The following is a 20978-nucleotide window of genomic DNA, read 5'->3' as shown; positions in this document are numbered from 1 at the left end:
TAACCATACACTGTCGGCGGTTATTATTCACTAGGAGGAGTCATGGCCCACGCAATCGTGGCGGTGGAAGCAGGCGGACCCGAGGTTCTCGGCTTCCACGAGATCGAAGACCCGGTGCCGCAGCACGGTGAGCTGCTGGTGCGCACGGGAGGGATCGGCGTCAACTTCATCGACACCTACCGCCGGTCCGGTGTCTATCCGGAGCAGTTCCCGCACATCCCCGGCCGGGAGGGCGCCGGCACCGTCGTCGCGCTGGGTCCCGGCGTGGAGGGTTTCGAGGTGGGCGACCGGGTGGCCTGGCACGAGGCCCTGCACTCCTACGCCACGCTCGTCCGGGTGCCGGTCGCGCATGCGCTGCATGTGCCCGAGGACGTCGACGACGTCACCGCGGCGGCCATCCCGCTGCAGGGTCTCACGGCACAGTATCTGGCCACCGACTCGCATCAGGTGCAGGCCGGGCAGACCGCCCTGGTGCATGCCGCCGCCGGGGGCGTCGGCCTGCTGCTGACGCAGATCCTCAAGCACCTGGGCGCCCGGGTCATCGGCACCGTCGGCACGGAGGAGAAGGCCGAGCTGGCCCGCCAGGCCGGGGCCGACGAGGTGTTCCTGTACGGGGAGGGCGTGGACATCGCCGCGACCGTCGCCTCGCTGACCGACGGCAAGGGCGCCGATGTCGTCTACGACGGCGTGGGCAAGGACACCTTCGACGCCTCACTGGCCTCCACGGCCGTCCGCGGTTCCCTCGTGCTCTACGGCGGCGCCTCGGGACAGGTGCCGCCCTTCGACATCCAGCGGCTCAATTCCGCCGGGGGCGTGTTCCTCTCCCGGCCGTCCCTGGTCTGGTTCACCCGCACCCGCGAAGAGCTCGAGGAGCGCGCGGCGTTCATCTTCGCGGGCCTTCGGGAGGGCTGGCTGTCCTTCCGGGTGGGCGCGACCTATCCCCTGGCGCAGGCCGAGCAGGCCCACCGCGATCTGCAGGGCAGGAAGACCACGGGCAAGGTCGTCCTGGTCCCCTAAGGCACTGACCGCCCGCCACCCGGACCGCCCGGCGCACGGACCGGCGGGCGCACGGTAGTTCCGGGGCAGTGCACTAATTCCGCGTGAGCTCACCGGGAATTAGTGCACCACCCCGGAACTAGACCCCCATACGCGCTGGGCCCCGATGCGGTTGGTCCCGGTGAACCCCGGGGTCAGCCGCATCGCTGTTTCAATGCCGGGCGGAGCCCATCATCGCCGGGTGGTCGCACCATACGCGCGAGCCTCAGCTGGTCGCAGCCGTCGCCTTGCCGAGCGCCTGGTCCAGGTCCGCCAGCAGATCGTCCAGGGTCTCGATGCCGATCGAGAGCCGGATCAGGCCCTGCCCGATGCCCAGGCGTTGCCGGTGCTCCTCGGTGAATCCGCCGTGGGTGGTCGTGGCCGGATGCAGCGCCATGGACCGGACATCGCCGATGTTCGTCATCTTCGAGATGAGCTGGAGGCTGTCGAAGAACGCCTCCGCGGCCGGGCGGCCGCCCTTCAGGGTGAAGGAGAACACCGCCCCGGAGTGCCCGTCGAAGTACCGTTGCGCGATCCCGTGGTTCGGGTTCCCCGGCAGTGCCGCGTAGTCCACCGACTCCACCTCCGCGCGCCCGGTGAGCCACCGCGCGATGGCGGCGGCATTGGCGGCGTGGCGCTCCATTCGCAGGGACAGCGTCTCCATGCCCTGCTGCAGCAGGAAGGCGTTGAACGACGATACCGCGGGGCCGAAGTCGTTGACCGAGGTGAACCTGGCCGCGGCGGCGAAAGCGCGCCGGGCGCCGACGCGCTCCAGATGCGAGGGGCTGTCGGGGCCGGGACGATCGGTGACGAGCGGGTACCGCCGGGATGCGCCGGCCCAGTCGAACGTTCCGCCGTCGACGATGGCCCCGGCGATGACGGCCCCGTGACCGGCGAGGTACTTCGAGGCCGAGTGCACGACGATATGCGCGCCGTGTTCCAGGGGCCGGACGAAGACCGGGGTGGCGATGGTGTTGTCCACCACGAGCGGCAGCCCGTGCTCGCGCGCGATCTCCCCGACCGCGGCGATGTCGACGACGTCGTTCTTGGGGTTCGGGATGGTCTCCACGAACAGCGCCTTCGTCTGCGGCCGGATGAGGGCGCGGTACTGCTGCGGGTCATGCGGGTCGGAGACGTACTCCACTTCGATACCGGTCCTGCGCAGGGCACGGTTGAACTGGATCTGCGTGCCCGAGTAGATGCTCGGCGCGGAGACGATGTGGTCTCCGGCCTCGGCGAGGGTCAGCAGCACCGAGGACACCGCGGCCTGCCCGGAGGCCACGACGATCGCCTCGGACCCGCCTTCGAGCGAGGCGATGCGCCGCTCGGCCACCTGCGTGGTCGGGTTCAGGTGCCGGGAGTAGAGCTGCCCCTCCTCCTCGTTGGCGAAGCGCCTGCGGGCATGCTCCAGCGAGTCGAACCGGAAGGCGTTCGAGGCGTAGATGGGCGGGATGCGGGCGCCGAAGGGGTCCTCCGCGGAAATGTCCCCGACGTGGATCTGCCGGGTCTCGAACCCCTTCGTCCCGAGCATCGCCCCGGCGGCCGCAGGAGTCCCGGGAACGCCAGGAGACCCGGGAACGCGATCTCCTGGCGCCGGGGCGGATCCGGACTGCTGGCTCATCGGCGGCGTCAGTGCGCGTGCTCGGCGAACTTGAACGCCAGCCGCCCGTGGGTGAGGCCACCGCCGGCCTGGATCGCGGTGGAGACCCAGGCGGCCTCTGCGATCTCCGCGTCGGTGGCGCCGGCCTTGACGGCGTTCGTGGCGTGCGCTTCGATGCAGTAGACGCACTTGGTGGCGGTGGCCACGCCGATGGCGATCAGCTCGCGGGTCTTCAGGTCCAGCTCGCGGCCCTCAGCGGCGAACACGGCGCTGTTGAACGCGCCGAAGGCCTCCAGGATCTCCGGGGTCTCCTTCTTGTAGACCTTGCCGTAGGAGGCGTCCTCGGGCGAGTGGTAGTGGTTGGCGTCGGTCATGGCGAGCTCCTCGTTGCGTAGATGGGGTACGGCTTTTTCAGGCGCCGGCCGGCACCACGCCGGGGACGCGCAGGGATTCCAGCAGCGGGAACACCTGGGAGGCGAACCGCTGCAGTTCCTCCAGCTGGGGCGAGGACTGCAGCAGCAGGACCTCGACGCCGGCCTCGTGATAGGCGGCGATCCGCTCGGCCACCTGTTCCGGGGTGCCGATCAGATTGGGACGCAGCCCGCGGTTGGACACCGAGTAGTCCTTCAAGTCGACGGCCGTGTCCAGCTTCGACTTGGTGACGAACTCCTGGTACGAGGCGTACGCGTCGCCGCTGCGGACGTCGGTGATGCGTTCCAGCTCCGCCTGGGCCTCGGCCTCGGTGTCCCGGACGATCACATACGCCGCCATGCCGAAGCGCTGGAAGGGTTCCAGGCCGGCTTCCTCGCGGCGCTGACGCATGTCCTGGACCTTCGCCGAGACCTCCTCCAGGGTCCCCCCGTGGGTGAGGTAGGCATCGGCGAAGCGGCTGATGGCCGCTCGTCCCGCCGGGGACTCCCCGCCGGCGTAGATCAGGGGCTTCACCTGGGGTTTGGGCTCCAGATGCGTGTCCTGAAGCTGGTAGAACCGGCCCTCGTGCGAGTACGGGGTCTCCTGCCACAGCCCGCGCACGACCTCGACCCATTCCTCGGTGCGGGCGTACCGCTCGTCGTGCGCGGTGAAGATGCCGCCGTACTGCTTGGCCTCGCTCTCCCACCAGGCGGAGACGACGTTGAGCGTGAACCGGCCGCCGGAGATGTCGTCGATGGTGGCGGCCTTCTTCGCCGCCTGCGCCGGGTGATGGAAGCCCGGGCGGACCGCCGTCAGCAGCTCGATCCGGCTGGTGACCGCGGCCAGCCCGGCTGCGGCGGTCCAGGCGTCGAGCACCGGACCGCGCGGTCCGCGCAGATCGTTGAGGTTGAGCTCGGGGATGAGGGTCAGATCGTAGCCGACGCGCTCGGCGGTGGTGATGACCTCCGCCAGATGAGCGAAGGTCGCCGGGGTCCGCTCCTCCTCGGCGGGGATATTGCGCAGCCAGCCGCCGAAGGTCGGGGCCCAGAGGCCGAGGCGAAGACTCACAGACGTGCTCCTGATTCCAGCAGCTGACCCGTGTAGCGCGCGATCCGGCGCGGACCGGACACGGGCGAGGCGGCTTCCACATCGGGGTTGTAGTTGGTGTTGGTATTGACGTCGTAGGTGACCAGGCGCCCGTCGGCGGTCTCGATGAACTCGATGCCGGCGATGGCGATGTCGTTGGCCGCCAGGAACTCCCGGTACTTCGCGATCACCGGCAGCTCGGCGGCCTCGGGCCGCAGCTGGAACAGCGGGGCGGGCTCCTTGCCCGGCTCCGGGAGCGCGCAGGCCTCCGCGGGGCACAGCTCGAAGCTGCCGGCGGAGGTGTCGACGCGAACGGCGTAGACGAACTCGCCGCCGACGAACTCGGCGCGGGTGACGAAGGGCTCGGCCGCGACCAGCAGTTCCTGCAGCAGGGTGATGCCGTCCGCGGGCTCCTCGAACCCGGCCGAGTCGACGTAGGCGTCGAACTCCTCGTGGCTGTCGAAACGACGGACGCCCAGTCCCTTGCCGCCCTGGTTGTGCTTGGTGATGAACGGCGCGGGAAACTCGCGCGCGCGGCTCTTCAGGTCAGCGGTCCCGAACACGGCCGCGGTGCGGGGCACCTCGATGCCGGCGGCGGACAGCGCGGCGTGCTGGGCGACCTTGCTGACCTCCAGCTCGATGACGTTCCTGCCGTTCACCACGGTGCGTCCGTGGCCCTCCAGCCAGGAGAGGATGCTGCGGGCGTACTCCTTGGCGTGCCCGCGCCCGCGGGTGTGCGCGGAGGCGCTCAGCCGGGACCAGAACACGCCCTCCGGCGGCGGCGAGGACAGGTCGATGGAGCCGCCGTCCAGCAGCCACTCCTCGGCGGGGACGCCTTCGGCCTCGAAGGCCGCCAGCAGCGGCGGGATCCATTCGGGGTTGTCGTGCAGGATGTAGACCCGCGGATGTGAGGCCATGACTCTCTTCCCTTCGGAAGCGGCGATACTGACGAGGTGTGAGCGCGACCCGCCCGCCATCGCGGTACGGCGCGGCAACGCTCTTCCCATTCAAGTCGCTGCCGCCGCCGATGATTCCCGGCGGTGTCACAGGATGTCACACTCGGTGTCGCATTCCGTGAGCGGTGGCAGCCCGCCGCGGCGGGCAGCACCGCCAGTCCGGCAGACGTCATATCAGCCTTGGCGACTCCCCTGATACAGAGACGTCACCTCCCGGACCTGCTTGCCTGTCGCCGTGAAGCGCGACGCCCCCTGGTACAGGGACGTCACGTGCGAGGGGCCGCGCGCACCCTGGTGATGGGCAGCGACTCCCCTGGTACAGGGACGATACCGGCGAGTACGACGGTCTTGCCGCGCTGCCGGCGCCACTCCCCTGCTACAGGGAAGTTACCCCCGGGGTTGTGCGCTGTCTCCCGGGGTGAGCTCACGCGGAATCAGTGCACGACCCCGGAACTGTCGACTCCCCGAACTACCGGTTCCGGAAGTATCGACGGGGCGCGGCGGCGATCTCAGCCCAGGCGGCCTCAGCCCAGTCCGAGGCGGCGTTCGCCCTCAGCCGGGCGCGCGCTCTCCAGCGCAGCCAGGTCATCGGCGCCGGCGCGCACGTAGCGTCCGGTGTAGTCGTCGAGCCGGCCGGAGGCGAGCGCCAGGGCCAGGCCCGTGAGGTCTGCCGGGTCGGTCCAGTCGCCTTCGCCGCGGTGCGCGTGCATGGGCATGCCCGCGGTCATATCGGACCGGATCACGCCGGGAGACATCTCGAAGATCCGCAGCCCGTGTGCGCGGCCGTAGTGGTCCACCGCGTCGGCAAGCCGGAACAGCGCCGCCTTGGAGGCGGAGTACGCCGCGTACGCCGGCGTGCCCTTGGCGCCGGAACCGGAGTTGAGGTCGATCAGGGTGCGGGCGGTGCCATCGGCGGCCGAATGTGCCATGAGCACGGGGGCCAGCGCCTTGGCGACGAAGAACGGTCCGAGCACGTTGGTGCGGATGACCGCTTCGATGTCATCGTAGTCCGCCTCCCAGGGCGGTCCCTCGGTACGCCCGACCAGTCCGGCGTTGTTCACCACCACGCCAAGGCGGGTGCCGGTTCCCTCTTCGATCCCGGCAAGGGTCTCCGGCAGCGCCTGCACTGCTGCCGCATCGGCGACGTCGAGGGCTAGCCCGCGCACGCGCGCGGCGGATCCCGCCGGGACCTGGGCGACCGTCTCGCCGGTCCGCGCATCGGCCTCACCGGCGACCCCAGTGGCGAGCTCGGCGGCGATCTCGGTGGCGGCCTGCTCGGCGCGGGCGGCGTCGCGCCCGGTCAGGGCCACGGCGTAGCCGGCCCCGGCGAAGGCTGAGGCGAGGATGCGCCCGATGCCCCGGGTGCCGCCGGTGACGAGCACGAGGGTGCCAGCGGCCGGGGCGCGCCGGGTGGTGGTGGACAGATCGCTCATCGGATTCATCCCCTCAGCTGGGCGGAGTGACGTTCGGCGGCCAGCTCGACGGCGGCCTGGCGCAGCGCCGAGGCCTCATCGGCGGTCAGCGTGCGGTCCGGGGCCCGGAACGTGAAGCGGAAGGCGAGCGATTTACGGCCTTCACCGGCTTGGTCGCCGGTGTAGACGTCGAACAGCTCCAGGTCTTCCAGCAGCGCGCCGGCGCCCTCGCGGAGCGTCTCGGCCAGGTCTTCGGCCGGAACGGCATCGTCGACGATGAGCGCGGCGTCCTGGCGGCTGACCGGGTAGGTGGACAGCACGCCGGGCCAGGAGCGCTCGTCGGGCTGGCGCAGCAGGGCGTCGAACTCGATCTCGAAGGCGACCGAACGCGCCGGCAGGCCCAGCCGCTGGCACACCTTCGGGTGCAGTTCGCCGGCATGGCCGAGCACGCTCCCGTCGGCGAGGACGAACTCGGCGGTGCGGCCGGGATGGAACGGGGCGCGCTGCGCGGCACGGGTGCGGACCCCGGCCGCCTGGATGCCGGCGATCCGGCGCACGGTGTCGATCACATCGCCCGCCTCGGCGGGGCGGCCCCGCCCCCAGACGCCGGCGCGCTCACCCGTGCCAGGCCCGCCGGCGATGATGCCGGCGACATGGTATGGCTGCGCGGGGACGGAACCGAGGATAGCGGCCAGCTCCTCGTCGCTGGGGTGGTAGCCGGGCGGGAAGCTCGGCCCGCGACCGGGCGCGGCGCCACCGGTTGCGCTGCCGGTGCAGGCGACGAGACCGGCTTCGAACAGCCGGACTTCCTTGAAACCGCGTCCGAGGTTGCGCACCGCGGCGTCCACCAGGGTCAGCAGCAGCTCGGTGCGCAGCAGCGGCTGGTCCTCCGACATCGGATTGGCCAGGCGGAGCGCGGCACGGCGCGGGTCGTCCTCGCCGATGCCCAGCTCCTCGAAACGTGCCGCGGAGGTGAACGGGTAGGTCAGGACCTCGGTGTAGCCGTCCGCCGCGAGGAGATTGGCGACCCGCCGGCGGGCCCGCTGCTCGTCGGTCAGGCCGCGTCCGCCGGGCGCCGCCGGGATCACGGAGGGGATCTCGGCGTAGCCGCCGATGCGGGCGATCTCCTCGTACAGGTCGACCTCGGCGTTCAGATCGGGACGCCAGCTGGGCGGGGTCACGGTGAGCGAGTCGCCTTCGGCGGAGACTCCCGCGCCGATGCGTTCGAGCAGCTCGGCGGCCCGCTCTGGCTCGTAGTCGACGCCGATGTAGCGGCTGGCCGCGGCCGCGGAGATGCGCAGCGGCGCGGGCGCCTGCACCCGGCTGATCACGGTGGCGGCCGGTTCGATCGTGCCGCCGCCGTACTCGGTGAGGAGCTCCGCGCAGCGCTGGGCCGCCGCTGCGCCCAGCAGCGGGTCGACGCCGCGCTCGAACCGGCGGGAGGCCTCGGTGGAGAGCTTGTGCCGCCGCGCCGTGCGGGCGATGCTGATGGGATCGAAGTGGGCGGCCTCGATCAGCACGGAGGAGGTGGAGTCGCCGACCTCCAGCTCGGCACCGCCCATCACGCCGGCCAGGCCGATGATGCGGGAGGTCCCGTCCGTCTCGTCGGTGATGAGCAGGTCCTCGGGGTGGAGCCTCCGGGGGACGTCGTCGAGCGTCACGAGCGTTTCGCCCTGACGCGCGCGGCGGACCACGATCCGCTCGCCCAGCAGCGCGCGGTCGTAGGCGTGCAGGGGCTGGCCGAGTTCGAGCATCACGTAGTTGGTCACGTCGACGGCCAGGCTGATGGGCCGCATCCCGGCCTGCTGGAGGCGGCGGCGCATCCAGTAGGGGGTGCGGGCGGCCGGGTCGAAGCCGGTGACCTCCAGGGCGGCGAAGGCGTCGCAGCCGGCGGCGCCGTGGATGGGCGCCTCGTCGCGCAGCACGACCGGGAAGCCGTTCTCGCCTGCCGCCGGCGGGGCCAGCCGGGCGACCGGGTCGGTGAAGGGGCGGCGGTACAGGGCGGCGGCCTCACGGGCCAGGCCGCGCAGGCTCAGCTGGTAGCCGCGGTCGGGGGTGACGTTCACGTCGAGCGCGACCTGGTCCAGGCCGAGCAGGGCGATGGCGTCCTGCCCCGGCTGGAGGTCATCGGCGTCCAGGCCCAGCTCGGCCAGGACGATGATCCCGGAGTGGTCCTCCCCCAGGCCCAGCTCCTTCGCCGAGCAGATCATCCCGTCGGAGACGTGACCGTAGGTCTTCCGGGCGGAGATGGCGAAGCCGCCGGGCAGCACCGCGCCCGGCAGTGCCACGACCACCATGTCCCCGGCGGAGAAGTTGTGGGCGCCGCAGACGATGCCGCGGGGTTCGCCGTCGCCGGTGTCCACCTGGCACCAGTTGACGGTCTTGCCGTTGGAGTGCTTCTCGGGTTCGGCCGAGAGCACGCGGCCGGCGACGACCGGGCCGGTGACCTCGGGACCGAAGAGCCCTTCCTCCTCAAGGCCGATGCCGGCCAGATCGGCGGCGATGTCCTCGCCGGTGCGGTCCGCGGGCAGGTCGGTGAGCTCGGCGAGCCAGGTGAGCGGGAAGCGCATCGGGGTTCAGGCCTTCCTTCCGAAGCGGGCGGAGAAGCGGAGATCGCCCTCGACCATGTCGTGCATGTCGTTGATGCCCTCGCGGAGCATGAGCGTGCGCTCGATGCCCATGCCGAAGGCGAAGCCGCGGAACTCATCCGGGTCCAGTCCGGCGGCGCGGATGACGTTCGGGTGCACCATGCCGCAGCCGCCCCATTCGATCCAGCCCGGGCCGCCGACCTTCTGCGGGAACCAGAAGTCCAGCTCGGCGCTGGGCTCGGTGAACGGGAAGAAGCTCGGGCGCAGGCGGATGGCGGACTCCGGGCCGAACATCGCCTTGGCGAATGCCTCCAGGGTGCCCTTCAGGTGGGCCATGGACAGGTGCCGGTCGATCGCGATGCCTTCGATCTGGTGGAACACGGGGGTGTGGGTCGCGTCGAGCTCGTCGGTCCGGAAGGTCTTGCCCGGGCACACGACGTACACCGGGGCGCCGCGCTCGAGCAGCGAGCGGGACTGCACCGGGGAGGTGTGGGTGCGCAGCACCAGATTGGACTCCGGCGGGTCGACGAAGAAGGTGTCCTGCATCTGCCGGGCAGGGTGGTCCGGCCCGAAGTTCAGGCTGTCGAAGTTCAGCCAGGCGGCTTCCACCTCGGGTCCCTCGGCGACCTCCCAGCCCTGACCGACGAAGTAGTCGGCCACCTGTTCCTGGAGCAGCTGCAGCGGGTGCCTGGCGCCCAGCGGCCTGCGGTCGGCCGGCAGGGTGACATCGATGGTCTCCTCGGCCAGGACCGCGGCCTCGGCTTCGGCCTCCAGCTCGGTCAGGCGCGAGTCGTGCGCCTTCTTCACCCGGCCGCGGGCCTGGCCCAGCAGTTTGCCCGCGGCGGCCTTCTCGGTCTTGTCCAGGCTGCCGATGGCGCGGTTGGCCAGGGCGAGCGGCGAACGGTCGCCGGTGTGGGCGATGCGGGCGGACTTCAGCTCATCCAGGGTGCGGGCGGCGGCGAAGGCCTGCTCCGCCTCGCGGACGGCGGCGTCCACGCCGGTCTCGTCGCGGGGATCGAGCGGGGTGTCCTGGGCGGTGTGACCCGTGGTCATGGGTTTCCTTTGCACGAGAAGACAGCACGTACGGCGCAAGCAGCACAGATGGCGCAAGGAGCGCGAGGCCCAGTCTACTGCCCGCCGGCGCCTACTTCCCGGAGCGCAGGGCCCTGGCGGACTCGTACAGGCACACGGCCGCGGCGGTTCCCAGGTTGAGGCTCTCGGCGGCGCCGTAGATGGGGACGGCGATCGCGCCGTCGGCCAGCGCGCGGTCCTCGGCGGGCAGGCCCCAGGCCTCGTTGCCGAAGAGCCAAGCGTGCCCGGGGGTGAGCGCGTCCGGGTCGAGTGCGTGCAGATCAGCCGCCGGGGGGTGGACGTCGGCGGCCCAGATCCGGTAGCCGGCGCCTCTGAGCGCCTCGGTCGTCTCGGCGAGGCCCGCGCCGATGGACAACGGCAGGTGGAAGTGGCTTCCGGCGGAGGCGCGCACTGTCTTGGCGTTGTACAGATCGACGCTTCCGGAGCTGAGGATCACGGCGGCGGCTCCGGCGGCATCGGCGGCCCGGATGACTGTGCCGGCGTTGCCGGGGTCGCGGACCTGGGCCAGCATCACGACGAAGCCGTCGCGGCCGGCGTCGACCGCCTGCTGCAGCGGGACGTCCAGGAAGCGGCACACCGCGACCAGTCCCTGGCTGGTGACCGTGTCCGTGAGCGCGGCGAGGACCTCCGGCGTCACCGCCCGCGGAACGAGGCCGTGCTCCGCGGCGGCGTCGAGGATGTCCTGGTGGCGGTCCGCCGCCTCCGGCGTCACCAGCAGGTCGGTGACCAGCCCGGCCGCATCATCGCCGCGCAGCGCCTCCCGCACCGTCTGCGGGCCCTCGGCCAGGAAGCGGCGGGCCTTCGAACGCGCCGAGCGCCTGCTGAGGCCGGCGTACTCGCGGATCCGCTGATTGCGCGGATTCGCGACGACCGGCCCGGGCAGGCGCTCGTGCGGGGTCTGTGCTGCCAAGGCAGCGTCAGGCGGCGGAGGTCTTGGCCGCGTTGACGTCCTTGGGCAGAGCGTCCTTGGCGACCTTCACCAGCGTGGCGAAAGTGGCCTCGTCGTTCACCGCGAGCTCGGCGAGCATGCGGCGGTCCACTTCCACGCCAGCGGCCTTGAGGCCCTGGATGAAGCGGTTGTAGGTCATGCCGTTGGCGCGGGCGCCGGCGTTGATGCGCTGGATCCACAGACGGCGGAAGTCGCCCTTACGGGCGCGGCGGTCCCGGTAGCTGTAGACGAGCGAGTGGATGACCTGTTCCTTGGCCTTGCGGTACAGCCGCGAACGCTGTCCGCGGTAGCCGCTGGCGCGATCCAGGATGACCCGGCGCTTCTTCTGGGCGTTGACCGCCCTCTTCACACGTGCCACGTGTGTACTCCTTTTGACTCTTGCGTGCTGGTTGAAGGGCGCGGCCGGCGGCGGCTCTCATGCCGCTCGCCGTGACCCGCCGATGCGTGCCGGCGCTGTTGTGCTCAAGCGCCGTGGTGAACGAGGGAGCTGGCTCAGCGCTTGCCGAGCAGCTTCAGCGCCTTGGCGCCGTCGCCCTTGCCGAGGACCTTGTCCATCTGCAGGCGGCGCTTGCGCCGCGAGGACTTGTGCTCGGCCAGGTGGCGGTTGTTCACCTGCTCGCGCATCACCTTGCCGGAGCCGGTGAGGCGGGCACGCTTCTTCATACCGCTGTGGGTCTTCTGCTTGGGCATGGTAAGCCTTGTCTCCTTTACTCGGGACCGGTGGCTCAGGCGCGTGGCGCACTGAACCGCGAGTCCCGGTCCGTCGACTGGTGTCGAACTCTGGTCGTAACAGGCGGGCGTCTTCAGCCGCGGTCGTCGTTCTTCTTGGCCGCGCGGCGGGCATCCGCCTTCGCGTCCGCCTTGCTGCGATGCGGGGCGATGACCATCACCATGTTCCTGCCGTCCACCCGGGGCGACGACTCGATCGAGCCGAGCTCCTGGACGTCCTCCGCCAGCCTCTGCAGCAGGCGGATGCCGGCCTCGGGGCGAGACTGCTCGCGCCCGCGGAACATGATCATGACCTTCACCTTGTCACCGGCGGAGAGGAACCGCGTCACGTGACCCTTCTTGGTCTCGTAATCGTGGTCGTCGATCTTGAGCCGGAAGCGGATCTCCTTCAGGACCGTGTTGGTCTGGTTCTTCCGGGCCTCTCGCGCCTTCTGCGCCGACTCGTACTTGAACTTGCCGTAGTCCATGAGCTTCGCCACGGGGGGCTTGGCCTGCGGCGCGACTTCGACCAGGTCCAGATCTGCCTCTTGGGCGAGATCGAGGGCCTTCTTCATCGCGACGATTCCGACCTGCTCCCCGTTGGGCCCGACCAGGCGCACCTCGGGGACGCGGATCTGGCCGTTAATGCGCGGCTCGCTGATGTGCTCTCTCCTTCACAATGACGTCATCGGCGTTTCCCGCAATGCGATCGGCACACGAAAAAAGGGGCCACTCGCACCGCGGTGCAAGAAGGCCCCATGAGGACGCAGCCTAAAACAGCGGGGTCCCGTACGATGGATACGCCGGGGCACGACCGCTGGTCTCGTGCTGCGCTTCGACCCGATCGCCATAAGCGACCAAGGTGGGATTCCTCACAGAGTCCTCTTGCGCACGGCTGGCGGGCGATTCGGCGAAACGTCAAATCGGCCCACTGCCGGTTCTGTGCCAAGCTTAAGCCATGACCGACGACAACGCCAATCACCACGACGCCGCCAGCCCCGCACAGCCCGCCGCTGCGGCGGCGAATTCCCCGGCGGGCTCGCCCGCAGAGCACCCGGCCCAGGCCGGCGACGGCTTTACCGCCCAGGCGGCACGGGATATCAGCGAGGTGCCCGCCGTGGAGATCATCGGCGCCGCCGCCGTGCACCTGATGAGCGCCGCGGCGGTCAAATGCGGCCTGGCCGAGGAGGACACCCCGGAACAGGCCGCCGCCCACATCGACCTGGACGAGGCGCGCAAGCTCATCCACGCGCTCGCCGGGCTCGTGACGGCGGCCGCCACGGAAGTCGGCGACCATCACGCCCGTCCGCTGCGCGATGGCCTGCGGAGCCTGCAGCTGGCGTTCCGCGAGGCGTCCTCCCACCCGGATGCTCCCGGCAAGGGGCCGGGCGAGAAGTTCACCGGTCCTGTCGCCTGAGCCACCCGCCAGCGCTTCCCCGAAAAGGCCGGCCCGTGCGGCTGTTCCGGTGGGAGCCGCGTCGCTGAGCGGCGCACCACCCGCCTCACTCCAAGAAGATCCCGTTGCCCGGTCCCAGCGGCAGATCCAGGAAGAACCACAGCGCCAGCAGACCCGCCCAGGCCAGCCAGAACGGGATCACGAACGGCAGCATACGGGCGGCGACCGTCCCCACGCCGGCCTGCGGCTCGTAGCGGCGCAGCAGTCCCAGGATGACGATCATGTAGGGGTTCAGCGGGGTGATGACCTGGGTCGCCGAGTCGCCGACGCGGAACGCGGCCTGGATGAAGGCGGGTTCATAGCCGAGCAGCGCGAACAGCGGCACGAACACCGCCGCCATGATGGTCCACAGCGAGGAGCCCGAGATGATGAACAGATTGAGCACGCTGGCCAGGACGATGAATCCCAGCACGACGCCGAAGCCGGTCAGCTCCATCGACTCCAGGCCGGCCGCGCCGTTCACCGCGATCCAGGAACCGATCCCGGACCAGTTGAACAGCGCGATGAACTGCCCCAGGATGAACGCCAGGACCAGGAAGCTGAGCATGTCCGTGATGGCCTCGCCCATCATCCGCACCACGTCGTTCATGGAACGGATGGTCCCCACCGCCAGGCCGTAGACGACCCCCATCGTCATGAAGAAGGCGAAGACCAGGAAGACGATGGAGGACAGCAGCGGTGAACTGGGCAGGAACCCGCCGTCCTCGTTGCGCCACGGCGATCCCGGGACGAGCACCGCGGCGACGAACACCGCGGCCAGCGCCGCCGCGGCGCCCAGGGAAAGCCACAGTCCCCGTTTCTCCCCCGGCTCCAGCGTCGGGCTGAGCTCTTGATGCACCTGCTCGCCCTCGGCGGTCGTCTGGTCACGGGGCGTCCCGGCGCGCAGCAGCTGCGGCTCGAGGACACGGTCGATGATGAATCCCGCGATGACGGTCAGCACCAGGGCCGCCACGACGTTGAAGAAGTAGTTCGAGACGGGGTTCACGGCGGAGTACTCGTATCCGGGCAGGGTCTCCATGACCGCAGTGGTGATGCCGGCGAAGAGCGCGTCGAGGGAGGTCGGGACGACCGAGGTGGAGTACCCGGCGCCGGCCGCGCCGAAGCCGCCGAGCAGGCCCGCGACGGGATGCCGCCCAGCCGCCTTGAACACCAGCGCGGCCAGCGGCGGGATCAGGACGAAGGCGGAGTCGGCCATCACGGAACCGATGACGCCCACGAACGCGACGACATAGGGAAGCAGCCAGCGCGGCGCCCGCCCGAAGGCCGATCGCACGAGCGCGGCGAGCATTCCGGTCTTCTCCGCCACGCCCACCGCCAGCAGGATCGGGAGCACGGTGGCCAGCGGCGGGAAGCCCAGGTAGTTGTCCCCCATGCTGGTGGTCAGCCAGGCCAGCCCTTCGCCGGTGAACAGTCCCTTGATCTCCACGATCTCGCCCTCGCCGCCGGGGATGGCGACCTGGACGCCGCCGAGCGCCAGCCCGGTGGACAGCAGACCGGTGATCAGGAAGAGGCCCAGGAAGAGCGTGAACGGCTCCGGGAGCTTGTTCCCGACGCGTTCGACGGCGTCGAGCATGCGGGCGCCGATGCCCGGCCGGCCTGCCGGGTCGCCACCCGATCCGGGCTGGCGGGAACCGGCGGGGGTGCTGGTGGACATGTGTTCCTCCTGCGGGGTCGAAGGGGCGCGTTCTCGGGGGTCGAAGGGGACGCGTGCCCGGGGTATGCGAGCGCGGGTGTCAGCCGAAGTAGCCGGCGACGTCGACGGCGCCTCCCGCGGCGGCGAACTCGTCGTGCACGGCTTCGGCGAGAGCGTCGTCGCTAAGGTAGTCCAATGCGGTGCCGGCCAGCCCATAGGCACCGTCGAGGACGCCCTGCACGGCCGCCGGGGAGGCGGCTGCCTCGGCGAACTCGCGCGTGTGCAGTGCGACATCGGGGCCGGCGATCTTCAGCAGCGGGTGAATCCCGGGGATGCGGTAGCTGATATTGCCGAAATCCGTCGAGGCCGCGATCGACGGATCCAGCACGCCGCCTGGCAGAGGCGTCCGGCCGCGGCGGCGCTGATGACCGGACCAGCGGGCGGCGAGCGGCTGATTCGTCCGCACGGGCAGGCTGGCCGGATGCCGGTCCCATTCCAGCCGCACCTGCGTGCCGGTCATGAGGGCGGCGCCGCGGGCGATCTCGGCGACGCGCGCGGAGAGGTCGCGCAACGTCCGGGGGTGCGCCGAGCGCAGATAGAGCTCGAGCCGGGAGCGCTCGGTGATGATGGAGGGCCTGGTCCCGCCTTCGGCGATGACGGCGTGGATCCGGTCGACGGGCGGCATCTGCTGCCGCAGCAGCCCGATGCCCTGGTACATCAGGCTGGCGGCGTCGAGGGCGTTGCGGCCCATGAACGGCTGCGCCGAGGCGTGCGCCGGCACCCCAGTGAACGTGACGTCGAGCAGCCTGCGGCCCAGCCACACCTGATCGGCGCAGTCGTAGCCGTAACCGTGCAGCATGATGGCGGCGTCCAGCTCCGCGAAGGCACCGGCCCGGGCCATCACCTCCTTGCCGGTGTGCCCCTCCTCGGCGGGGGTGCCGTAGAAGACCACGCGGCCGGGCAGGTCGAGCCCGCCGCGGCCGAGTTCCACGAGCGCGAGGAACGCGCCGACGCCGCCGGCGGCGATCACGTTGTGGCCGCAGGCGTGGCCGATCCCTGGCAGGGCGTCGTACTCGCCGAGGATCCCGATCGTCCTGCCGCCCTGCTCTCCCCCGGTCTCCGCGCGGATCGCGGTGTCCACGCCGCCGGCGCCCAGTTCGGCATCGACGCCGTGCGCGCGCAGCAGTGCGACGATCGCGGCGGCGGAGCGGCGCTCCTCGAACGCCGTCTCGGCATAAGCGTGAATCTGCTGCGACAGCGCGGCGAGCTCGTCCCGGAGACCCTCCACTTCAGCCGCGACGGCGTCCAGGTGCGCGGCGGGAGCGCCCCGGAACGGCGATTCCAGCGGCGTCGCGGCCATGGCGCGCGTCTCGGTGGCGCGGGCGATCTCACGCAGGTACGCGTCGTCGGGAGCCGGTGGGTTTTGAGGCGGACCGTGGGGAAGGTCGGCGCCCAGGCCAGCGTCGACCTCCCGGCTGGGATCCGCTGCGGCGCCGCGGTCGGGGTCCGGGTCGGGAACTGGATGCGAGGGTGCGTCGATGGACATGGCAGGAGCCTACGCGGCGGCAAGGCACCCTGCATCACGATCGTGTAACGGACGTCACATATCCCGGGAACGCGCATCTCGCGACCGGTCGCACGTCCCGCAACCTGGGTGCGTTACAGAACTTGAATGATTCCAGAAAACTTGCGATGATGGGGTCATGAGCACGATGGTGACCGAACCCGTCGCCGCACTGCGGCAAGCCGGACTCCGGGTGACCGCCCCGCGCATCGCGGTGCTGGAGGCCCTCGCGGGCCTGCCGGACCACCCCGGCGCCGAGGCGATCGCCGCCGCCGTCCGGTCCCGCCTGGGCACGGTGTCGACGCAGACGGTGTACGACGTGCTGCACGCCCTCCAGGAAGCCGGGCTGGTCCGCCGGCTCGACATCCCCGGAGAGCCCGCGGCGTGCTTCGAGCTGCACCGTCACGACGGCCACCATCACCTCAGCTGCACCTCGTGTCGCAAGGTCATCGACGTTGCGCACGTCGAGGGCCCCGCGCACTGCCTCGACGTCTCCCTCGGTGCCCCCGCGGAAGCTCTGCACGGCTTCCTGATCGAGGAGGCGATCGTCGTCTTCCAGGGCGTGTGCCCGGAATGCCGGCAGGCGGGGCAGGTCGCTTAAGGCCCGTCCCGCGCGCCGGCGGCACCACATCCGCACAGCAAGCACGAAGGAGTCACCATGGCACAGCCATACACGACGAACGACTTCGGCGCCCCGGCCGGCAGCGACCAGCATTCGCTGACCGTCGGTCCCAATGGCCCGATCCTGCTGCAGGACCACTACCTGATCGAGAAGCTCGCCCATTTCAACCGCGAGCGCGTGCCCGAGCGGGTGGTGCACGCCAAGGGCTCCGGAGCGTTCGGCACCTTCACGGTCACTCAGGACGTGAGCAAGTACACCCGGGCCGCGGTGTTCCAGCCCGGCGCCACCACCGAGACGCTGCTGCGGTTCTCCACCGTGGCGGGCGAGCAGGGCTCCCCAGACACCTGGCGCGATCCCCGCGGTTTCGCGTGTAAGTTCTACACCGAAGAGGGCAACTACGACCTGGTGGGCAACAACACCCCGGTGTTCTTCATCCGGGACCCCATCCAGTTCCCGGACTTCATCCACTCGCAGAAGCGACGCAGCGACAACGGCCTGCGTGACCACAACATCCAATGGGACTTCTGGACCCAGGTGCCGGCGTCGGCGCACCAGGTGACCTGGCTGATGGGCGACCGGGGCATCCCGAAGACCTACCGGCACATGGACGGCTTCGGCTCCCACACGTACCAGTGGATCAACGCCGCCGGCGAGCGTTTCTGGGTGAAGTACCACTTCAAGACGGAGCAGGGCATCGACTTCTTCACCCAGGAGGACGCCGATGCGATGGCCGGCATCGACGCGGACTACCACCGCAAGGACCTCTGGGAGGCCATCGAGGGCGGGAACTTCCCCCGGTGGACCCTGAAGGTGCAGATCATGCCGTACGACGAGGCGCGTGAGTACCGCTTCAACCCCTTCGACCTGACCAAGGTCTGGTCGCAGCGGGACTACCCCCTGATCGAGGTCGGCACCCTGGAGCTGAACCGGAACCCGCAAGACTTCTTCGCCGAGATCGAGCAGGCCGCGTTCTCCCCGTCCACGCTGGTGCCGGGCATCGGGCTGTCCCCGGACAAGATGCTCCTGGGCCGCGTCTTCGCCTACGCGGACACCCACCGGTACCGGATCGGGCCGAACTACGCGCAGCTTCCGGTCAACGCCCCGAAGGTGGACGTGCACTCCTACAGCCAGGCCGGTCCCATGCGGTACCAGAACTACCCCAAGGACCGCCCGGTCTACGCGCCCAACAGCTACGGCGGCCCGCACGCCGATGCCTCCCGGGTCACCGAGACGGATGCCTGGACCACCGACAGCGAGTTCGTCCGGCAGGCGTACACCCTGCGCGCCGCCGATGACGATTTCGGCCAGGCCGGCACCCTCGTCCGGGAGGTCCTGGACGACGCCGCACGCGACCGGCTGGTGGGCAACATCGCCGGCCACCTGCTCGGCGGCGTCACGGAACCGATCCTGGTGAAGGCGTTCGAGTACTGGAAGAACGTGGACGCCGATCTCGGCGCCCGCGTGGAGAACGTCGTCCGCGGGGCGCAGGCGCAGGCCGCCTAAGCCGCCGGGGTCTTCACGGTGGCCCGCACCGAGGGCCGCCCGGAGGGAACGCTCCGGGCGGCCCTTCGCGTTGTCCGGGACCGGCCTGCCGGCGAAGTCCGAACGGTTAGACTCGTGGGCATGCGCGAAGACGACGCCGACCAGCCCCCGGCCCCCCGGCCGCGGGGGCTGCGCGCCGGGGACACCGAACGTGAGAAGGTGCTCACGGTGCTCTCCGACGCCCATGCAGCGGGACGGCTCACCCCGGAAGAGCTTGATGAGCGCCAGAGCGCCGCGCTGGCCGCCCGGTACGTGGCCGAGCTGCCCGCGCTGATCGACGATCTGCCCGAGGGCGCGGCCCTGGTGCCCGAACTCGAGCGCCTCTCCGGCATTGCACCAGGACGCAGGGGCGGCCGGGCCGCCGGCAAGGACGGCCAGGCCCTGGTGCCGCGTCCTCCAGTGCAGCCGCCGGTCCGGCAGGACGGGGACGCGCGGCTCCGGGTGGCCGTGCTCAGCGGCTCCGAGGTCGTCGTCGCACCGGGCACGCCCGCGGTGAACTCGCTCGCGCTGATGGGCGGGGACACGCTTGATCTGCGCTCCGTCCTGGGCCCGGGCGTCGAGTTCGAGGTGCTCTGCTTCGCGATGTGGGCCGGCAACGAGATCATCGTGCCGCCCGGCGTGGAGATCGTGGACAAGACGGTCAATATGATGGCCGGGAATGAGTTCAAGATCACCGATTCGGTGCGGGTGGACGACCAGTCGGTGAATCTCATGGCCGGCAACGACATCAGCCGCCGGTCCACCGAAGACGAGACGCAGCCGGGCGAGCAGGGCAGACTAGTCTTGAAGGGGTTCTCCCTCATGGCCGGGCACACCATCTCCGTACAGCCCCGCTGAGGCGGGCGGCGTCGCCTGCGCCCGCCCGGCCGGGTGAGGAACGGACTTACCCACCCCATTGAAGACGTGCGAACCGACAGGAGCGAAGCGTGAACATCGGAATCCTCACCTCCGGCGGTGACTGCCCCGGCCTGAACGCCGTGATCCGCGGCGTCGTGCGCAAGGGCATCCGTGCCTATGGCGCGTCGTTCACCGGGGTCCGCGACGGCTGGCGCGGCCTCCTTGAAGACGATGTCCATCCGCTGCACGTCACCGATGTCCGGGGCCTCTCCGGGCGGGGTGGCACGATCCTGGGCACCTCGCGGACCCATCCCTATTCCGGCGGCGGGCCCGCCCGGATGCGCGAGGTGATGGAACGCCGCGGCATCGACGCCCTGGTCGCCATCGGCGGCGAGGGGACCCTGGCCGGCGCCGCCCGCCTGGCGGGCGAGGGCATCAACATCGTCGGCGTGCCCAAGACGATCGACAACGACCTGGACGGCACCGACTACACGTTCGGCTTCGACACCGCCGCCGCCATCGCCACCGAGGCGATCGACCGGCTGCGCACCACCGCGGAGTCACACCACCGCTGCATGGTGGTGGAGGTGATGGGGCGGCACGTCGGCTGGATCGCGCTGCACTCCGGCATGGCCGGCGGTGCGCACGCCATCCTCATCCCCGAGTTCCCGCAGAGCTACGAGCAGATCTGCGCCTGGGTCACCTCCGCTGCGGACCGCGGCCGCGCGCCCATCGTCGTGGTGGCCGAGGGCTTCACCGTCGCCGGCGAGGACGACACCCCCGTGGCCGACCGCGGCCTGGACAAGCACGGGCGGGCCCGCCTGGGCGGCATCGGCGAGATGCTCGCACCGGTGATCGAGGAGCGCACCGGCATCGAGACCCGCGCCACCACGCTGGGCCACCTGCAGCGCGGCGGCTCCCCCACCGCCTACGACCGGGTGCTCTCCACCCGGCTGGGCATGGCCGCCGCCGATGCCGCGCTCACCGGCGAATACGGCAAGATGGTCTCCCTCCGCGGGACCCGCATCGAACTGGTCGAGCTCTCCGCCGCCACCGAGGGCCTGAAGAAGGTCCCGCTGGAGCGCTGGGAGGAAGCGCAGATCCTGCTCGGCTGAGCGGCCGGGTTCCCTCCGGCTGAAATCCCCCGGGCACCCCGCGCCTTTTCATGCGGCCGGGTCCGGGACCTCGGCCTCCGGTGCGGTGATCCGCAGTACCTGAGATCTCCTGGTCTGACGTCCCTTCCTGCTTCGGGCTCCCTGGACGACGCGCGCCGACGGGCTTTGACGAATGGTCGCCAGCGGGCTTCCGCGGGGCGGGGTCTTCACAGCTCTCGCCTCGTATCGCTCAGGACGGCGCTTGCCGGTCAGGGCCGCACCGGCCAGCCCGGGACCTCGATGGACCACGGCTAGACAGCACGAAGGGCCGGTACCCGTCACCGGGTACCGGCCCTTCGTGCTGTCTTTCGTCTCTGCCTGTGGCGTGACCGC

General features: G+C 70.6%; 19 protein-coding genes. 6 read left to right on the top strand and 13 right to left on the bottom strand.

Features of this window, described 5'->3' with window-relative positions; genetic code table 11:
- Window positions 1-42: 42 nt before the first annotated feature.
- On the top strand, window positions 43-1017 hold the full coding sequence (locus IEW13_RS14805; RefSeq protein ID WP_188551694.1) for a quinone oxidoreductase family protein: 975 nt from the start codon (window positions 43-45) through the stop codon (window positions 1015-1017).
- Window positions 1018-1261: 244 nt separating this feature from the next.
- Here IEW13_RS14805 and IEW13_RS14800 read toward each other — a convergent pair whose 3' ends face one another.
- From IEW13_RS14800 to infC, 11 genes are all read right to left on the bottom strand, one after another.
- The gene (locus IEW13_RS14800; RefSeq protein WP_229745212.1) at window positions 1262-2656 is read right to left on the bottom strand and encodes an O-acetylhomoserine aminocarboxypropyltransferase/cysteine synthase family protein; all 1395 of its coding nucleotides are present in this window, start codon (window positions 2654-2656) and stop codon (window positions 1262-1264) included.
- 8 nt (window positions 2657-2664) lie between these two features.
- Window positions 2665-3009: a carboxymuconolactone decarboxylase family protein gene (locus IEW13_RS14795; RefSeq protein WP_188551693.1), complete on the bottom strand. Its 345-nt coding sequence runs from the start codon at window positions 3007-3009 to the stop codon at window positions 2665-2667.
- A 37-nt stretch (window positions 3010-3046) separates the two neighbouring features.
- Complete coding sequence (locus tag IEW13_RS14790; protein WP_188551692.1) at window positions 3047-4114, bottom strand: LLM class flavin-dependent oxidoreductase; 1068 nt, start codon at window positions 4112-4114, stop codon at window positions 3047-3049.
- Window positions 4111-5049 (bottom strand): ATP-grasp domain-containing protein, encoded by a 939-nt coding sequence (locus tag IEW13_RS14785; RefSeq protein WP_188551691.1) that lies wholly within the window; start codon window positions 5047-5049, stop codon window positions 4111-4113. The genes IEW13_RS14790 and IEW13_RS14785 overlap by 4 nt, the downstream gene beginning before the upstream one ends.
- 563 nt (window positions 5050-5612) lie before the next feature.
- Complete coding sequence (locus IEW13_RS14780) at window positions 5613-6521, bottom strand: SDR family NAD(P)-dependent oxidoreductase (protein WP_188551690.1); 909 nt, start codon at window positions 6519-6521, stop codon at window positions 5613-5615.
- Window positions 6522-6526: 5 nt separating this feature from the next.
- Complete coding sequence (pheT, locus tag IEW13_RS14775) at window positions 6527-9070, bottom strand: phenylalanine--tRNA ligase subunit beta (RefSeq protein WP_188551689.1); 2544 nt, start codon at window positions 9068-9070, stop codon at window positions 6527-6529.
- A gap of 6 nt (window positions 9071-9076) precedes the next feature.
- Complete coding sequence (gene pheS / locus IEW13_RS14770; protein ID WP_188551688.1) at window positions 9077-10141, bottom strand: phenylalanine--tRNA ligase subunit alpha; 1065 nt, start codon at window positions 10139-10141, stop codon at window positions 9077-9079.
- Window positions 10142-10232: 91 nt separating this feature from the next.
- Window positions 10233-11090, bottom strand: coding sequence for a TrmH family RNA methyltransferase (locus IEW13_RS14765; RefSeq protein WP_229745211.1), 858 nt, complete (start codon window positions 11088-11090; stop codon window positions 10233-10235).
- Window positions 11091-11097: 7 nt separating this feature from the next.
- On the bottom strand, window positions 11098-11487 hold the full coding sequence (gene rplT / locus IEW13_RS14760; RefSeq protein WP_188551687.1) for a 50S ribosomal protein L20: 390 nt from the start codon (window positions 11485-11487) through the stop codon (window positions 11098-11100).
- Window positions 11488-11621: 134 nt separating this feature from the next.
- Window positions 11622-11819 (bottom strand): 50S ribosomal protein L35, encoded by a 198-nt coding sequence (gene rpmI, locus IEW13_RS14755; protein ID WP_188551686.1) that lies wholly within the window; start codon window positions 11817-11819, stop codon window positions 11622-11624.
- Between the two features lie 113 nt (window positions 11820-11932).
- On the bottom strand, window positions 11933-12457 hold the full coding sequence (gene infC, locus IEW13_RS14750) for a translation initiation factor IF-3 (protein WP_229745210.1): 525 nt from the start codon (window positions 12455-12457) through the stop codon (window positions 11933-11935).
- Window positions 12458-12795: 338 nt separating this feature from the next.
- On the opposite strand from infC, the gene IEW13_RS14745 reads away from it, so the two are divergent.
- Entirely contained in the window at window positions 12796-13254 is a 459-nt protein-coding gene (locus IEW13_RS14745) for a DUF1844 domain-containing protein (protein WP_229745209.1), read from the top strand.
- A gap of 85 nt (window positions 13255-13339) precedes the next feature.
- Here the strand turns inward: IEW13_RS14745 and IEW13_RS14740 are convergent, their stop codons facing one another.
- On the bottom strand, window positions 13340-14947 hold the full coding sequence (locus IEW13_RS14740; RefSeq protein ID WP_188551685.1) for an AbgT family transporter: 1608 nt from the start codon (window positions 14945-14947) through the stop codon (window positions 13340-13342).
- 79 nt (window positions 14948-15026) lie between these two features.
- Window positions 15027-16286 (bottom strand): M20 family metallopeptidase, encoded by a 1260-nt coding sequence (locus IEW13_RS14735; RefSeq protein ID WP_188551716.1) that lies wholly within the window; start codon window positions 16284-16286, stop codon window positions 15027-15029.
- Window positions 16287-16629: 343 nt separating this feature from the next.
- Here IEW13_RS14735 and IEW13_RS14730 point away from each other — a divergent pair, with 343 nt between their 5' ends.
- The 4 genes from IEW13_RS14730 (at window position 16630) to IEW13_RS14715 (ending at window position 20606) form a co-directional block, all read left to right on the top strand.
- Window positions 16630-17091, top strand: coding sequence for a Fur family transcriptional regulator (locus IEW13_RS14730; RefSeq protein ID WP_188551684.1), 462 nt, complete (start codon window positions 16630-16632; stop codon window positions 17089-17091).
- Window positions 17092-17148: 57 nt separating this feature from the next.
- Window positions 17149-18615: a catalase gene (locus IEW13_RS14725; protein WP_188551683.1), complete on the top strand. Its 1467-nt coding sequence runs from the start codon at window positions 17149-17151 to the stop codon at window positions 18613-18615.
- A 120-nt stretch (window positions 18616-18735) separates the two neighbouring features.
- Window positions 18736-19491: a DUF1707 SHOCT-like domain-containing protein gene (locus IEW13_RS14720; protein WP_188551682.1), complete on the top strand. Its 756-nt coding sequence runs from the start codon at window positions 18736-18738 to the stop codon at window positions 19489-19491.
- An 89-nt stretch (window positions 19492-19580) separates the two neighbouring features.
- Window positions 19581-20606, top strand: a complete 1026-nt coding sequence (locus IEW13_RS14715; protein WP_188551681.1) for a 6-phosphofructokinase — start codon at window positions 19581-19583, stop codon at window positions 20604-20606.
- Window positions 20607-20978 lie beyond the last annotated feature (372 nt).

The sequence above is a fragment of the Sediminivirga luteola genome (assembly GCF_014639315.1).
Classification (GTDB): domain Bacteria; phylum Actinomycetota; class Actinomycetes; order Actinomycetales; family Brevibacteriaceae; genus Sediminivirga; species Sediminivirga luteola.
The sequence above is the reverse complement of the archived record's forward strand: the minus strand, read 5'-3'. Positions and strand labels throughout refer to the sequence as shown.

Coding starts and splice junctions, on each gene's coding strand:
- rpmI (WP_188551686.1), bottom strand. CDS start 11,819: ATGCCCAAGCAGAAGACCCACAGCGGTATGAAGAAGCGTGCCCGCCTC.
- IEW13_RS14730 (WP_188551684.1), top strand. CDS start 16,630: ATGAGCACGATGGTGACCGAACCCGTCGCCGCACTGCGGCAAGCCGGA.
- IEW13_RS14725 (WP_188551683.1), top strand. CDS start 17,149: ATGGCACAGCCATACACGACGAACGACTTCGGCGCCCCGGCCGGCAGC.
- IEW13_RS14795 (WP_188551693.1), bottom strand. CDS start 3,009: ATGACCGACGCCAACCACTACCACTCGCCCGAGGACGCCTCCTACGGC.
- pheT (WP_188551689.1), bottom strand. CDS start 9,070: ATGCGCTTCCCGCTCACCTGGCTCGCCGAGCTCACCGACCTGCCCGCG.
- pheS (WP_188551688.1), bottom strand. CDS start 10,141: ATGACCACGGGTCACACCGCCCAGGACACCCCGCTCGATCCCCGCGAC.
- IEW13_RS14800 (WP_229745212.1), bottom strand. CDS start 2,656: ATGAGCCAGCAGTCCGGATCCGCCCCGGCGCCAGGAGATCGCGTTCCC.
- IEW13_RS14745 (WP_229745209.1), top strand. CDS start 12,796: ATGACCGACGACAACGCCAATCACCACGACGCCGCCAGCCCCGCACAG.
- IEW13_RS14740 (WP_188551685.1), bottom strand. CDS start 14,947: ATGTCCACCAGCACCCCCGCCGGTTCCCGCCAGCCCGGATCGGGTGGC.
- IEW13_RS14735 (WP_188551716.1), bottom strand. CDS start 16,286: ATGGCCGCGACGCCGCTGGAATCGCCGTTCCGGGGCGCTCCCGCCGCG.
- IEW13_RS14805 (WP_188551694.1), top strand. CDS start 43: ATGGCCCACGCAATCGTGGCGGTGGAAGCAGGCGGACCCGAGGTTCTC.
- IEW13_RS14780 (WP_188551690.1), bottom strand. CDS start 6,521: ATGAGCGATCTGTCCACCACCACCCGGCGCGCCCCGGCCGCTGGCACC.
- IEW13_RS14785 (WP_188551691.1), bottom strand. CDS start 5,049: ATGGCCTCACATCCGCGGGTCTACATCCTGCACGACAACCCCGAATGG.
- IEW13_RS14720 (WP_188551682.1), top strand. CDS start 18,736: ATGCGCGAAGACGACGCCGACCAGCCCCCGGCCCCCCGGCCGCGGGGG.